We start from the raw sequence: 14,185 nt of genomic DNA, 5'->3' as shown, positions 1-14,185 counted from the left end.
GCAGGTTCCGCCGACGCGAGCGGACGCGTGGCGCAGCCACCCTGGCGGCATGACATACCCCGAGCGGATCGACACCGCCGCACCCGTGATCGCACGCCACGACATCAGCATCGACGCGCCCCTGGAGCGGGTCTGGCGGCTGCACACCGACGTGACCGGCTGGTCCCTCTGGCAGCCGGACATCAGCACCTCCCGGAGCGACGGCGCGCTGACCGTCGGCAGCACCTTCCACTGGAGCACGGCAGGTCTCGACATCGCCTCCACCGTGTACGCACTGGACGTCCCGCACCGGATTCTGTGGGGTGGCCCCGCCCACGGCATCACGGGCATCCACCTGTGGACCTTCCAGCCCGGGCAGCACGGAACGGTGCTGGTCCGCACGGAGGAGTCGTGGGACGGCGAGCCTGTACGAGCCGATCCCGCCGGCATCCAGCAGGCGCTCGACGACTCGCTCAAGCACTGGCTCGGCCACCTCAAGAAAGCCGCGGAAAGCGACCAGGCGTGACCGACACCGCCGACTGCACCCCCGGCCATGACGCCACCCCCGGCAACGACGCTCGCACGCCTGGCTGGGCGCCTCTGGCGGTGCTCGCCACGGGCCAGTTCCTGGTGGTCCTCACGACCTCGATCGTCAATGTCGCGCTGCCGTCGGTCAGCGACGGTCTGCGGCTGTCGGAGCCGGGCCAGACCTGGATCGTGAACGCCTACGGCCTGGCCTTCGGCGCCCTCCTGCTCGTCGGCGGACGCGCCGCCGACCTGCTGGGACGGCGCACGGTCCTGCTGGCCGGTCTGGGACTCTTCGCCGCCGGGTCCGTCCTGGCGGGATCCGCGCCGGTGCCCTGGCTGCTCATCGCCGCCCGCGTGGTCCAGGGTGTCGGGGCCGCCGCGCTGGCGCCCGCGGCCCTCGCCCTGGTGATGGTGGTGTACCCGTCGAGGGCCGCGCGCGGCCGGGCCCTCGCCGTGTGGGGCGCCGTGTCCGCGGTCGGCGGCGCGGCGGGCGTCCTGCTCGGCGGTCTGCTCACGGAGGCGCTCGGCTGGCGGTCCGTCTTCTGGGCGCCGGTTCCCGTGACCGTGCTCGTCATCATGGGCTGCCTGCGGTACATCGACCGCGACGCACCGCAACGCGCGGGCGGCGGCACCGACTTCCCGGGCGCCGCCGCCGTCACCGCGGGACTGGTCGCCTTCGTCCTCGGCATCAGCCACGCCGGACGCTCCGGATGGCTGTCGGAGGCGGTCCTGGCACCCGTCGGGGCGGCCGTGGTCCTGCTCGGCGTCTTCCTGATCGTCGAACGCCGGACGGCACAACCCCTTCTGCCCCTGCGGCTGTTGAGCACCGGCACGGTGGGGCCCGCCAATCTCGCCATGGCGCTCCTGGGCGCCGTATGGGTCTCGCTGTTCTTCTTCCTTCCGCTCTACCAGCAGCGCGTTCTCGGGTACGGCCCCCTCGTCACCGGGCTCGCCCAGCTGCCGCTCGCGGGAGCCAACGCCCTGGCCGCGTGGGCGACTCCGCGGCTGGCCGGACGGCTCGGCGCGCGACGTACTCAGGTGGCCGGGGTGCTGCTGCTGGCCGCCGGGCTGCTCTGGTTCGGCCGACTTCCCGCCGACGGCACCTTCGCCGCCGACGTCCTCGGCCCTTCGCTGTGCGCCGGAGCCGGCCTGGGCATCGCGTTCGTCCGGCTCACCGCGGGCGCGGTGGAGGGCGTGCCGGCCGCCGACGCGGGCATCGCCGGTGGCCTGGTCAACACCACACGGCAACTGGGCGGAGTCGTCGGTCTCGCCTTCCTGAGCACCCTGGCCTCCGCCCGCACCGACGCCGCGCCGACAGACCTGACGCGCCTTCAGGCGCTCACCGAGGGATACCGGCTGGCCTTCACAGCCGGAGGAGTCCTCATGCTGCTCAACGCCCTGCTCGTCGCACTCGCGCTGCGAAGCCCCCGTAAGGGCTCTCCCGCGCGCCACGAGCCCCTCATCACGACAGGAGACAACCGGTCATGACCGACCACCGCACTGACGACCCCACCGCCGGCATCGACGCCAAGCCGTACCTCGCGGGCCACTACACCCCGGTCGCGGACGAGATCACCGAGGCGGACCTCAAGGTCCGCGGCACCCTGCCACCCGAGCTGACGGGCCGTTACTTCCGCAACGGCCACAACCCCAGGCCCGGCGACGTCCCCACCCACTGGTTCCGGGGCAGCGGCATGCTGCACGGAGTCCGTCTGGAGGAGGGCCGGGCGAGCTGGTACCGCAACCGCTGGGTGCGCACCCCCGCCCTGGACGGCGCCCCCTACCTGCGCGAGGACGGCGGCGTCGACCTCACCGCCAGCATCGCCGGCACCCACATCGTGGAGCACGCGGGCCGCATCCTCGCCCTTCAGGAGGCCAACCTCCCCTTCGAGGTCACCCCCGAACTCGACACGGTCGGCGCGTACGACTTCCAGGGCCGGCTCACCACCGCGATGACCGCCCACCCCAGGGAGGACCCGGTCACGGGAGAACTCCACTTCTTCGGCTACTCCCCGTTCCCGCCGTACCTCACCTACCACGTGGCGTCGGCCGCCGGCGAGATCGTCCGCAGCGAGGTCGTCGAGGGCGCAGGGCCCAGCCTGATGCACGACTTCGGCCTGACGCGCCGTAACGTCGTCTGGCTCGACCTGCCCGTCGTCTTCGACCCGGCCGAGCACTCCGGCATCCCATACCGCTGGAGCGACTCCTACACCCCCCGGATCGGCGTCATGCCGCGCACCGGTCCTGCCGAGGTGACCTGGTACGAAGTCGAGCCCGGCGCCATGATCCACGTCTCCGGCGCCTACGAGGACGAGCGGGGCCGCATCGTCGTCGAAGGCCCCCGCTACGACCGCGCCGCCTGGACGACCAGCTGGAAGTGGTGGGTCGGTGCACCCGGGTATCCGACGGAGCCGCTGACCGGCGCCCTGCAGCACCGCTGGATCCTGGACCCGGCCACCGGCACCGCCCGGGAGGAGGACCTCGACTCGCTGGTCACGGAGTTCCCCACCATCAACGACACGGTCCTCGGCACCCCCAACCGGTACACCTACGCGATCGCCTTCCCCGGTGCGGGCCTCGGCGAGCACGCCGTGGTCAAGTACGACAACCGCAGCGGCGACCGGCAGGTGGCGCCGGCCGGGGCCGGGCGGCTGCCGGGCGAGGCCGTCTTCGTGCCCGCGGCGGGTGGCACCGCGGAGGACGACGGCTACCTGCTGACCATCGTCAGCGATCTCGCCGAGGACTCCTCCGAGCTCCTCGTGCTGGACGCGGGCGACATCACGGCACCGCCGATCGCCGCCGTCGAACTGCCCCGCCGCGTCCCCGGCGGCATCCACGGCTCCTGGATACCGGACGAGGAAACGGCCGGGTAGGCGGCCGAGCAGGCGGCTACGCGGACGTGGTGATCTCCTGGCCGGAGTCCATCCGTCCGCTGTTCCCGCCGTGTCATGCTTCGCACATGCATGCGACTTCTTCGTCTGTTCCGGAGCATTTGTACGGCCGCGAGGCCGAAGTCGAGGCTCTGGAACGGCTGTTGGCCGACGTGCGGGCAGGGCGCGGCGGGAGCTGTGTCGTGTACGGGGAGCCGGGCGTCGGCAAGACCGCGCTGCTGGAACACATACTCGTCGGTCCGGCCGGACGGGTACCGGGCGCCCGGACGCTGCGCGCCGACGGCGTCGAGTTCGAGATGGAGCTGGCGTACGCCGCGCTGCACCAGCTGTGCATGCCGTTGCTCGACGGCCTGGGCCGACTGCCCGAGCCGCAGCGCACGGCGCTGGAAGTGGCTTTCGGGCGCAGCCAGGGCAGAGCACCGGAACGCCTCGGCGTGGCGCTGGCCGTCCTCGGACTGCTGTCGGAGGCGGCCGGTGACGGACCGCTGGTCTGCGTCGTGGACGACGCCCAGTGGCTGGACCGGGCGTCCGCCCAGGCGCTGGCCTTCGTGGCCCGCCGGATCGAGGACGAGCCGATCGCGATGGTGTTCGCCTCCCGTGAGCATGGTGGGGAGCCCGGTGGTTCCCCCGTACTCGACGGCCTGCCGGAACTCCACCTGACCGGCCTGGCCGACGAACCCTCCCGGGCGCTCCTGGCCTCCCGCGTGCATGTGCCACTCGACGACCGGGTGCGGGAACGGATCCTCGCCGAGGCCGACGGCAACCCCCTCGCGCTGCTGGAACTCCCGCGCGGCATGGGCCCCGCACAACTGGCCGGCGGCTTCGGACTGCCCACACCGGCACCCCTGTCGAGCAGGATCGAGCGCAGCTTCCGTGAAAGGGAGGCTCAACTCCCCGCTCATACGCGGCTGTTGCTCCTGCTGGCCGCCGCCGAACCACTCGGGGACGCGGGCCGGCTCTGGCGGGCCGCCGACCTGCTGGCCGTCGACCCGGCCGCCGGGGCGCCCGCGGAAGCCGCCGGGCTCATCGAGCTGGGCGGCCGGGCGCGCTTCCGCCACCCGCTGGTCCGCTCCGCCGTCTATCTCGCCGCCTCACCCGCCGACCGACGCAGGGCGCACCAGGCGCTGGCCGAGGCCACGGACCCGGCCGCCGACCCCGACCACCGGGCCTGGCACCGCGCCCAGGCGGCGGCCCGCCCCGACGACGAGGTGGCCGCCGAACTGGTCCGCTCGGCGGACCGGGCCCAGGCCCGGGGCGGTGCCGCGGCGGGCGCCGCCTTCCTGGAGCGCGCCGCCGCCCTCACCGCCGACCCCGCACTGCGCGCCGGACGACTCCTCGCCGCCGCCGGGGCGAGCCTGGAGGCCGGAGCACTCGACGCAGCCCTCCGCATGATCGCCGACGCCGAGGCCGGGCCCCTCGACGACCGACTGGGCGCGCGGGCCGACCTGCTGCGCGGCAGGGCGGAGTACTTCCTCAGCGGCGGCGACGAGGCCGTACGTTTCCTGGTGCGGGCCGCGGAACGCATCGCCCCTTTCGAGCCGCGCACCGCCCGGGAGTACCTGCTCGACGCACTCCAGGCCGCCCTGGTCAGCGGACGGGCAGGCAAGGGCATGGCGCTCGCCGTCGCCGCCGCCCGCACGGCACCCCCGCCGCCCGGCCCGCCCACCACCACCGACGAACTGCTGGACGCGCTGCTCGGCTGTCTGGACGGAGATCCCGGGAGCGTGCCGGTGCTGCGGCGGCTCCTCGCCGACGCGGACGACGCGATGTGGACGAAACGGCTGACGCTCGCCGCGATGCTGGCCGTGGTCGTGTGGGACACCAGCCTGTCGAAGCGCATCCTCACCCGGCAGGTCGAACAGGCCCGTACCGAGGGCTCGTTGACCACGCTGACCGTGAGCCTGGCGCTGCTGAGCGCGGCGGCGATCCACGACGGAGACATGGCGGCGGCCGTGTCGATGATGAGCGAGGAAGAGACCCTGGCCGGGCTGACGGGCGCGGCACCGCACCGGAACACCCGGCTGCACCTGGCCGCCCTGCGTGACGCGAAACGGGACGCCACCGCGCTGATCGAGCAGACCCGCAAGGCCGCCCACACCCTGGAGAAGAACCTGCTCATCGTGTTCGCCGACTGGGCGAGCGCCGTCCTGCACAACGGTCTGGGCGACTACCCCACCGCGCTGGCCGCGGCCGAGCGGGCCGGCGCCGACGGAGACCTGCCGGTCGCCGGATTCGCCCTGCTGGAACTGGTCGAGGCGGCCGTGCGGTGCGGTGACCGCGAGCGGGCGACGGCGGCGTTCCGGACGCTCGACACGCAGACCACCGCCGCCGGAACCGACTTCGCGCTGGGCGTCAGGTCGTACACGGCCGCGCTGCTGGAGGAGGACGGCGCCACGGCGGAGAGCCACTATCGCGCGGCCGTCGGACACCTCACCGACTCGGGCGTCGGTACGTTCCTGGCGCGGGCCCACCTGGTGTACGGCGAATGGCTGCGCCGGGAGGGCCGCCGCCGCGAGGCACGGCGCGAGCTGCGTCTGGCCTTCGAGAAGCTGTCCGCCATGGGCGCCGGAGCCTTCGCCGACCGGGCCCGCGCGGAACTGCGTGCCACCGGGGAACGGGCCAGGCGCGTCATCCCGGACTCGGCGGCCCTGACCGATCACCTCACCGCGCACGAACTCACCATCGCCCGCCTGGCCGCCACCGGCACCACCTCACGGGAGATCGCGGCCCGGCTCTTCCTCAGCCCGCGCACGATAGACGCCCACCTGCGCAACATCTTCAAGAAGCTCGGCATCACCTCGCGGCGCCAACTCGCCGCGGTACTCCCTCCGTAGCGGGCAGCAACTGGAAGCGAAGAAGCCCCGGACGTCAGACGGCGACGACCGTGATCCCGGCCTCCTCGAATCGCCCCACCATGTCCTGGCTCGCGGCCGAGTCCGTGACCAGCGTGTCCACCGACTCGGCCGCACAGATCCGGGCGAACGCCCGCTGGCCGAGCTTGCTGGAATCCGCCGCGACGATCACGCGCTCGGCGCGCTCGCACAGCAGTCGGTTGATCGCGGCCTCCGCCTCGTCGTGCGCCGCGGCACCGTGTGTGACGTCGAAGGCGACCACACCGAGCACGGCCACGTCGAGGGTGATCTGGCTGAGCACGCCGTCCGCCAGAGGGCCGATGAGTTCGTACGACTGCGGGCGCGCGACTCCGCCGGTCAGCACGATCTTGAACTGGGGACGTACGGCAAGCTCGTTGGCGATGTTGAGCGCGTTCGTGACGATGGTCAGCGCGGGCGAGCCGGACGCGAGATCGCTGTGTACGGCCAGGGCGCGCGCCACCTCCGTGGTCGTCGTGCCGCCGGTCAGGCCCACCGCCTCGCCGGGCGCGACGAGATCCGCGACGGCCTTCGCGATGCGCTGCTTCTCGGAGGCGTGGCGGGCCGTCTTGTAGCGCAGGGGCAACTCGTACGAGACACCGTGCACGACCGCGCCGCCCCGGGTGCGGACGAGCATCTGCTGCTCGGCCAACTGATCGAAGTCACGGCGGATCGTCGCGGCCGACACCGCCAGCTCGGCCGCCGCTTCCTCGACGTCCAACCGGCCGCGCTCCACGAGCAGTTCCAGCAGTGTCTTCCAGCGGGCGTCGCGCGACATCCACCTTCTCCGTTCCTCGATCTCCCGGTGACCTTAGCGGATGCTGTTCAGGGCAAGGATGCTTCGTTATGCTTGAAAGTGCGCTATATATTGCAAGAAAAATCATCCAGTCATCCGGGGAGCATACGGCGTGAGCCATCTCGAGAACGAGCTGAACAGCCAGCCCGAGTGCTGGATCCGTGCCGCCGAGGAGGCCGCGGAGCACGCGGCCGCGCTGCCCGCGGCGGGGGAGCGGGTCGCGATCGTGGGATGTGGCACCTCATGGTTCATGGCGCAGGCGGCCGCGGCGCTGCGTGAGCAGGCGGGCCAGGGTGAGACGGACGCCTTCGCCGCCTCCGAGTTCCCGTACGGACGGACGTACGACCGTGTCGTCGCCCTCACCCGCTCCGGCACCACCACCGAGGTGCTCGACCTGCTCGGCCGGCTGAAGGGGCGTACGCGCACGGTCGCGATCACCGCGGATCCGCGAACTCCCGTGATGGAGGCGGCGGATGACGTGATCGTGCTCGACTTCGCCGACGAACGGTCCGTGGTGCAGACCCGTTTCGCCACCGCCGCGCTCACGCTGCTGCGGACGCACCTGGGCCTGCACACCGACGCCGTCGTCGCCGATGGCCGCACCGCTCTGTCTTCGCCGCTGCCCGAAGGGCTGGTCGACTGCACGCAGTTCACGTTCCTCGGCCGCGGCTGGAGCGTCGGTCTCGCGAACGAGGCCGGGCTCAAGATGCGCGAGGCCGCGCTGGCGTGGACCGAGGCCTATCCGGCGATGGAGTACCGGCACGGCCCCATCAGCATCACCTCCGCCGGAACGGCGACCTGGATGTTCGGCGAGGCACCCGAGGGGCTGGCCGAACAGGTGCGTGCCACCGGCGGGTTGTGGATCGCGGGCGGACTCGACCCGCTCGCCGAACTCGTCCGTGCCCAGCGGCTCGCCGTGGCCGTCGCCGCGGCCCGCGGCCTCGACCCCGACCGGCCCCGCCACCTCACCCGCTCGGTCATCCTCACCACGCCGTGATCGGCGATTCCCGTCACGCCGAAAGGAGAGGCCGTGTCCCTCGCAGTCACCGGTGAACTGGTCGCCCAGGCCGCCGCGGCACGCGGCGCCGTCCCCGCGTTCAACGTCATCACGCTGGAACACGTCGAAGCCGTCATCACCGGCGCCGAATCCGTGGACGCCCCCGTCATCCTGCAAATCAGCGAGAACGCCGTGAAGTTCCGGTACGGACGGCTCCTCCCGCTGGCCCGCGCCACGGTCGCGGCGGCCGAACAGGCCTCCGTGCCCGTCGCGTTGCACCTCGACCATGTGCAGAGCGACGGCCTGCTGCGGCAGGCACCCGAGGCCGGATTCAGCTCCGTGATGTACGACGCGTCGCGGCTGCCGTACGCCGAGAACCTCGCCGCCACGCGGGCCGCGGCCCACTGGGCTCATGACCAAGGGCTGTGGATCGAGGCCGAGTTGGGGGAGGTCGGCGGGAAGAACGGCCGGCCGCCGCTGGATGCCCACGCGCCCGCCGCCCGTACCGACCCCGCCGAGGCACGCGTCTTCGTCGCGGAATCCGGCGTGGACGCCCTCGCCGTGGCGATCGGCAGCACGCACGCCATGACCAAGCGCACCGCCGCCCTCGACCACGACCTGCTCAAGCGCCTCACCTCGGCCCTTGACGTGCCGCTCGTCCTGCACGGTTCGTCCGGCGTCCCGGACGCCGAGCTGACGGCGGCCGTCGCGGGCGGCATCGCCAAGGTCAACGTCGGAACAGCCCTGAACCTCGCGATGACCAGCGCGATCAGGGAGTTCCTCACGGCTCACCCCGATGCGGTCGACTCGCGCAAGTACCTCACGGTGGCCCGGGAGGCGATGGCCGACGCGGTGGCCCGGATCATCCGCGTGCTGCGAACCGAATGACATCCAGGTGCTAGGAGCTCACCGAGGTGTCGACGAGCTTCTCGAAGAAGAACTCGTGCTTGAGGAACGACACGTCGTACTCGCCCCCCGGGTAGGGCGGGATCAACTGGGCCGCCTGGAACAGCCGCCAGCCGTCCTCCAGAGCGTGCACGCCCGACTTGTACGGGGGTTCGTCGCTGTCACCGGTCGTGGGTGACGTACGGCCGGTGCCGTCGTAGACCGACCAGCCCACGACCGGCGCGTCCAGCGCGGAGGTGGCCAGATACAGAACCAGAACCTGCTGACGGATGCTCATGCGGCACTCTCCTGCGGGCGGTTGGAGACTCGGGTCACCCAGCGCTCGAGGTCGAAGGACGCGTCGCCGGTCAGCGACCGCCACAGCAGAACGCGGTTGTACAACTCCAGGCGACCGGTGGCAGGTTCGTACCAGGGAAAGGTCGTCGAGAGCTCCTCGGTGACGCGCGGGTCGCCGAGGTCCGAGGTGTCCCACAGCCGTCGCTGCCGCACGGTCGGATTGAAGCGGATCTTGAACATGTAGCGCACCTCGTCGCTGTCGTTGCGCCGTCCGCCGTGCCAGAGTCCGTGGTGCAGAAACACCACGGTGCCCGCCGGGCAGACAAGACGTGACTGGCCGAGCAGGTTCTGGTAGCGGCCGGTGTCCGACTCGTTCGTACGCCGCAGATGGCTGCCCGGCACGCTGAGAGTGCCGCCCATGTCCAGCGTCACGTCCTGCGGGTAGTACATCAACTGCACGTCGAAGGCGTCGGTGCGGACGTCGATGATCGCGTCGCCGTGGAGCGGCTGCGCCTGTCCCTCACGGGGCTCGCGGATGTGGACGGCATGGTGGTCGACGGTCGGGTCAGGGCCGACGAGGCTGCGCAGTGCCCCCGCCACGGCCGGGATGTCGAGGAGGCGCCGGGGGAAGGACCCCTCGGGGTAGGCGTCCGGCACCTTGCTGCCGAACGGCACTCCCGGGACTCCCCGCCGCAGGAACTCGATCGCCTCGGCGTTCGTCTCCGCCGGAACCGCCGCGTCGAGGCGCAGCGAGCCGTGGGCCACGAAGTGCGCCATCCGCACCGAGCTGAGGAGCGTGGGCTGTTGGCTTTTCGTCATGGCTTCAACGTAGGGACCGGGCCCCGTCCGGCGCGTTGGCGCCTCTCACCACTACTGGTACTTTTTCACCATGCGAGAGACGGAGGTCCACCTCGGGGAGCCGCCCGTCGTGGTGAACGCCGGGGTGGGCGTTCACGGCGTCGCGAGCCGCACCGACGTCTTCCGGCTGCCCGAGCTGTGGCAGCTGCACGTGTACCAGTACGACGCCGAGCTGATCGTCGACGGCACGCCGCACGCCATCCGCCCCGGCCGGGTCAGCCTCGTACCTCCCGGCACGACGGTCCGCTACCGCTACCAGGGCCGCTCGGAACACCTCTACGCGCACCTGCGCATCGCACCCGCCGGCTCCCCGCGTGTCGTCCCCGTGATGCAGGACGCCGGTCCCGAACTCCCCATGCTCACCGGCCTGTTGCTCCAGGCGATCGCCTCCGTGCCGGGCGCGCCCGAGCGCACCCGGGCCGAGATCTGGACGGCCCTGTGGCGCATCGCCCACCTCACCCCGGCCGCCGAGCGCCCCGGCCCGCACCAGGCCGTCACCGCAGCGATCGCCTACATCGAGGCGAACCTGGCCGTCCCGCTCACCGTGCCCGCCGTGGCCCGCGCCGCGGGCGTCTCGCACAACCACCTGACCCGGCTCTTCCGCGCCACGACGGGCGGCACGGTCGTCGCCCACATCCGCCGCCGCAGACTGGACCGGGCCCACCATCTGCTGCGCGCCTCGACGCTCTCCATCCCGGCGGTCGCCGCGTCCGTCGGCATCCCCGACCTGCAGGCCTTCAACAAGGCGTGCCGACGCGAACTGGGGGCGTCGCCACGCGCCCTGCGCGGCGAGACGGCCCCTGCGGGCGTGCCTACTTCCTGACGGCCTTCAGGACCACGAACTTCGCGTCACTGGCGACGACCTGGCTGTTGCCGAAGAGACGGCGCAGCTTCACGTGGTAGCCGAGGTGCCGGTTGCCGACCACCCACAGCTCGCCGCCCGGCCGCAGCGCCCGGCGCGCTCCCGTGAACATCCGCCAGGCCGTGGCGTCGGTCGTCGCCTGGTGTGAGTGGAAGGGCGGATTGGTGAGCACGAGATCGACGCTCTCCGGCGGAACGCCGGTCAGCCCGTCGCCGACGCGGAACTCCGCCTTGCCGACAGTTCCCTCCGCGTCCAGGGACGTCTCGGACGTTGCCCGGTACGTCGCCTCCGCCGAGGTCACCGCCTGGTACGACTCGTCCACGAACAGCACCTCGGCCTCCGGGTCGGCCAGCGCCATCGCCGTACCGACCACGCCGTTGCCGCAGCCCAGGTCCACCACGCGCCCGGCCCCGGGCCCGTACGGCAGATGCTGGAGGAAGAACCGCGTGCCGATGTCCAGACGCTCGGCGCAGAAGACGCCCGCGTGGTTGACGACGGTGCGGCCGGAGACGGGACCGATGCCGTCGGGCAGCGTGTAGCTGTGCGGCCAGGGGTTCTTCGGCCGGGTGAGCGCGGGGTCCGGCTCGCAGAAGATCAGCCGGGCCTTCTTCTCGGCCAGCGAGGTCCTGGTCGGACCGAGGACCCGTTCGAACAGCCTCAGCGTCGAGGTGTGGATCTCCTTGACCATGCCGGTACCGACGACGAGCGTCCCCTCATGCACGGCGGGCGCCAGACGCAGCAGCTGGTCCTCCAGCAGCGCGAGGCTCTTGGGCACACGGATCAGGAGTGCGTCGATCCGGTCGGGCGGCGGATCCTGGGTGGTGAGGAGGCGCACGGAGTCCGTGTCGACGCCGTTGCGCGACAGGTTCGCCCCGGTCGCCTCCTGGGTGAGGAACGAGTCCGTGATCTGTACCGGCCGGTGCAGGTGCAGGGCCGTGACGAGGGCGCCCCAGCGGTCGCCGACCACGACGACGGTCCCGTCGAGCGGTCGCCCCCGTTCCGCGAGTTCGGACAGATGCCTCAGCAGATACGCGTCGGAGGCGTCCCAGGCGCGCAGCCGGTCGCGGGCGTTCTCGGGGAAGCGGTCCAGCTCCGGCTCGCCCCATGGCGTCGTCATACGGTCGCTCATCGTGGGCCAAGGCTAACCGAGCCGCAGTTCAAGCCGCAGTTCAAGAGGGTCCGGCGGTCCGTTCGTGGGCCGTGCGCGAGGATGGGGACATGGACACCGAGCTCTTTCCCCGAAGTCGTACGGAGGTCGCGCCGGGCGCGGTGCATGTGCCGGACTGGCTGGATACCGGGCGCCAGCGCGAGCTGATCGAGGCCTGCCGCGCATGGGCGCGCCCGCCCGCCGGCCTGCGTACGGTCCGCACGCCGGGCGGCGGCACGATGACCTCGCGGCAGGTCTGCCTCGGCTGGCACTGGTATCCGTACGGGTACGCGCGGACGGTCGTCGACGGTGACGGCGCCACGGTGAAGCCGTTCCCGGAATGGCTGGGCGAGCTCGGCCGGCGGGCGGTGGCCGACGCCTTCGGAGGCGGCGATGCGCTTGGCGGCGACGATGCGCTTGGCGGCACGTCGGCAGCCCCGTATGACATCGCCCTGATCAACTTCTACGACGCCGACGCGCACATGGGCATGCACCGCGACAGCGACGAGAAGTGCGACGCCCCCGTGGTGTCGCTGAGCCTCGGCGACTCGTGCGTCTTCCGCTTCGGCAACACGCAGTCGCGTGCACGCCCGTACACGGACGTGGAACTACGCAGCGGCGACCTCTTCGTCTTCGGCGGCCCCGCCCGGCTCGCCTATCACGGAGTACCCCGCGTGCACGCGGGCACGGCACCCCCGGAACTCGGCCTGACGGGCAGACTCAACGTCACGCTGCGGGCGAGCGGGCTGCAGCAGGCCTGAACAGGCCTCCGACAGACTCCCAGCAGACCGGATCATGGGAGACTCCCCCTCATGAACGGCAAGTCGACCCCCCGGGCAGCGGGAGAAGGAACCACGAGGGCCCGTCTGGACCGCGGACGCGGCGCGCTCGGGCCCGCGCTGGAGCTCGTGCACACGGGACGCGCGCCGACGCGGGCCGTGCTCACCGCCGAGCTGGGGGTCACGCGGGCGACGGCGGGTGCGGTGGCCGCGGAACTCGAAGCGCTGGGGCTGATCCGCGTCGACGCGCGCCCGGGGGCGGCCGCCGGCTCGCAGGGCCGCCCCTCGCACCGGCTCCGACTCGCCGAGGACGGCCCCGTCGCCCTCGCCGCGCAGGTGCACGCCGACGGCTTCCGTGCGGCGCTGGTCGGCCTCGGCGGCCGTCTCGTCGCGACCGCGCCCGGCTGCGAGATCGTCGACGCCGACCCGGCGAAGGTGCTCGGCTCGGTCGTCGACGCGGGCGCCCAGCTGCTCCAGGAGACGGGACGCCGCTGCGTGGGCGCCGGACTTGCCGTGCCGTCCGCCGTCGCCGAACCCGAGGGCACCGCCCTCAACCCGCTGCATCTGGCCTGGCCGGCGGGCGCACCCGTACGGGAGATCTTCGCGGAGCGGATCCACGCGGCCGGGATCGCCGGCCCGGCGTTCGCCGCCAACGACGTCAACCTCGCCGCGCTCGCCGAGCACCGGCACGGCGCGGGCCGCGGCGCCCGTGACCTGCTGTGCGTGGCCACGGGACACCGCGGTGTCGGCGGTGCGCTCGTGCTCGACGGCCGTCTGCACACCGGCAGTTCGGGCCTGGCGCTGGAAGTCGGCCACCTCACGGTCAACCCCGAGGGCCGCCCCTGCCACTGCGGCAGCCGAGGCTGCCTGGACGTCGAGGCGGACCCGCTGGCCTTCCTCACCGCGGCGGGCCGCGACCCCGGCCCCGAGGTCTCGCTCCTTCAGCAGGCCAACGACCTGATCCGCGACCAGTACGCCGAACCGGCCGTCCGCACGGCCACCGAGGCGCTGATCGACCGGCTGGGGCTCGGACTCGCGGGCCTGGTCAACATCCTCAACCCGGACCGCATCATCCTCGGCGGCCTCCACCGCACCCTCCTGGACGCCGACCCGGAACGCCTGCGGGCCGTCGTCGCCGACCGCAGCCTGTGGGGGCAGAGCGGCGGCGTACCTATCCTGGCCTGCACGCTCGACCACAACAGCCTGGTGGGGGCAGCCGAGTTGGCGTGGCAGCCGGTACTGGACGATCCGCTGGGGGCGCTGACCTGACGTCCGGCGTCCGGCGTCGGCGTCCGG

The 14,185-nt window shown here is 72.4% G+C and carries 13 protein-coding genes; 9 read left to right on the top strand and 4 right to left on the bottom strand.

Annotated elements, in window-relative coordinates:
- The first annotated feature begins 49 nt into the window (after positions 1 to 49).
- The 4 genes from G5C60_RS00185 to G5C60_RS00170 all read left to right on the top strand — a co-directional run bounded on the left by G5C60_RS00185 (position 50) and on the right by G5C60_RS00170 (position 6,232).
- Entirely contained in the window at positions 50 to 505 is a 456-nt protein-coding gene (locus G5C60_RS00185; protein ID WP_165254054.1) for an SRPBCC family protein, read from the top strand.
- Entirely contained in the window at positions 502 to 1,995 is a 1,494-nt protein-coding gene (locus tag G5C60_RS00180) for an MFS transporter (protein ID WP_165254053.1), read from the top strand. Before G5C60_RS00185 ends, G5C60_RS00180 begins: the two co-directional genes overlap by 4 nt.
- Positions 1,992 to 3,380 carry a carotenoid oxygenase family protein gene (locus tag G5C60_RS00175; RefSeq protein ID WP_165254052.1) on the top strand — a complete coding sequence of 463 codons (1,389 nt, stop codon included), beginning with the start codon at positions 1,992 to 1,994 and terminating at the stop codon, positions 3,378 to 3,380. Before G5C60_RS00180 ends, G5C60_RS00175 begins: the two co-directional genes overlap by 4 nt.
- An 86-nt stretch (positions 3,381 to 3,466) precedes the next feature.
- Complete coding sequence (locus G5C60_RS00170; RefSeq protein ID WP_165254051.1) at positions 3,467 to 6,232, top strand: ATP-binding protein; 2,766 nt, start codon at positions 3,467 to 3,469, stop codon at positions 6,230 to 6,232.
- A gap of 34 nt (positions 6,233 to 6,266) precedes the next feature.
- Here the strand turns inward: G5C60_RS00170 and G5C60_RS00165 are convergent, their stop codons facing one another.
- Positions 6,267 to 7,046: a DeoR/GlpR family DNA-binding transcription regulator gene (locus G5C60_RS00165; RefSeq protein ID WP_165254050.1), complete on the bottom strand. Its 780-nt coding sequence runs from the start codon at positions 7,044 to 7,046 to the stop codon at positions 6,267 to 6,269.
- 130 nt (positions 7,047 to 7,176) lie between these two features.
- Between G5C60_RS00165 and G5C60_RS00160 the strand changes: the two genes are divergently transcribed.
- The gene (locus G5C60_RS00160) at positions 7,177 to 8,061 is read left to right on the top strand and encodes an SIS domain-containing protein (protein WP_165254049.1); all 885 of its coding nucleotides are present in this window, start codon (positions 7,177 to 7,179) and stop codon (positions 8,059 to 8,061) included.
- 33 nt (positions 8,062 to 8,094) lie between these two features.
- Positions 8,095 to 8,949 (top strand): ketose-bisphosphate aldolase, encoded by an 855-nt coding sequence (locus G5C60_RS00155; protein ID WP_165254048.1) that lies wholly within the window; start codon positions 8,095 to 8,097, stop codon positions 8,947 to 8,949.
- Positions 8,950 to 8,959: 10 nt separating this feature from the next.
- Here G5C60_RS00155 and G5C60_RS00150 read toward each other — a convergent pair whose 3' ends face one another.
- Together G5C60_RS00150 and G5C60_RS00145 are read right to left on the bottom strand one after the other, a co-directional pair.
- Complete coding sequence (locus tag G5C60_RS00150; RefSeq protein ID WP_165254047.1) at positions 8,960 to 9,244, bottom strand: hypothetical protein; 285 nt, start codon at positions 9,242 to 9,244, stop codon at positions 8,960 to 8,962.
- Entirely contained in the window at positions 9,241 to 10,062 is an 822-nt protein-coding gene (locus G5C60_RS00145) for a phytanoyl-CoA dioxygenase family protein (protein ID WP_165254046.1), read from the bottom strand. Before G5C60_RS00145 ends, G5C60_RS00150 begins: the two co-directional genes overlap by 4 nt.
- A gap of 70 nt (positions 10,063 to 10,132) precedes the next feature.
- Here G5C60_RS00145 and G5C60_RS00140 point away from each other — a divergent pair, with 70 nt between their 5' ends.
- Positions 10,133 to 10,924: an AraC family transcriptional regulator gene (locus G5C60_RS00140; RefSeq protein WP_165254045.1), complete on the top strand. Its 792-nt coding sequence runs from the start codon at positions 10,133 to 10,135 to the stop codon at positions 10,922 to 10,924.
- Here G5C60_RS00140 and G5C60_RS00135 read toward each other — a convergent pair.
- Positions 10,914 to 12,080, bottom strand: a complete 1,167-nt coding sequence (locus G5C60_RS00135; RefSeq protein WP_165254161.1) for a methyltransferase — start codon at positions 12,078 to 12,080, stop codon at positions 10,914 to 10,916. The two genes, G5C60_RS00140 and G5C60_RS00135, sit on opposite strands and share 11 nt — an antisense overlap.
- Before the next feature lie 101 nt (positions 12,081 to 12,181).
- On the opposite strand from G5C60_RS00135, the gene G5C60_RS00130 reads away from it, so the two are divergent.
- Positions 12,182 to 12,871: an alpha-ketoglutarate-dependent dioxygenase AlkB family protein gene (locus G5C60_RS00130; RefSeq protein WP_165254044.1), complete on the top strand. Its 690-nt coding sequence runs from the start codon at positions 12,182 to 12,184 to the stop codon at positions 12,869 to 12,871.
- 51 nt (positions 12,872 to 12,922) lie between these two features.
- Entirely contained in the window at positions 12,923 to 14,158 is a 1,236-nt protein-coding gene (locus G5C60_RS00125) for an ROK family protein (protein WP_165254043.1), read from the top strand.
- Positions 14,159 to 14,185: the final 27 nt, after the last annotated feature.

The sequence above is a fragment of the Streptomyces scabichelini genome (assembly GCF_011045015.1).
In the GTDB taxonomy this organism is placed as follows: domain Bacteria; phylum Actinomycetota; class Actinomycetes; order Streptomycetales; family Streptomycetaceae; genus Streptomyces; species Streptomyces scabichelini.
The sequence above is the reverse complement of the archived record's forward strand: the minus strand, read 5'-3'. Positions and strand labels throughout refer to the sequence as shown.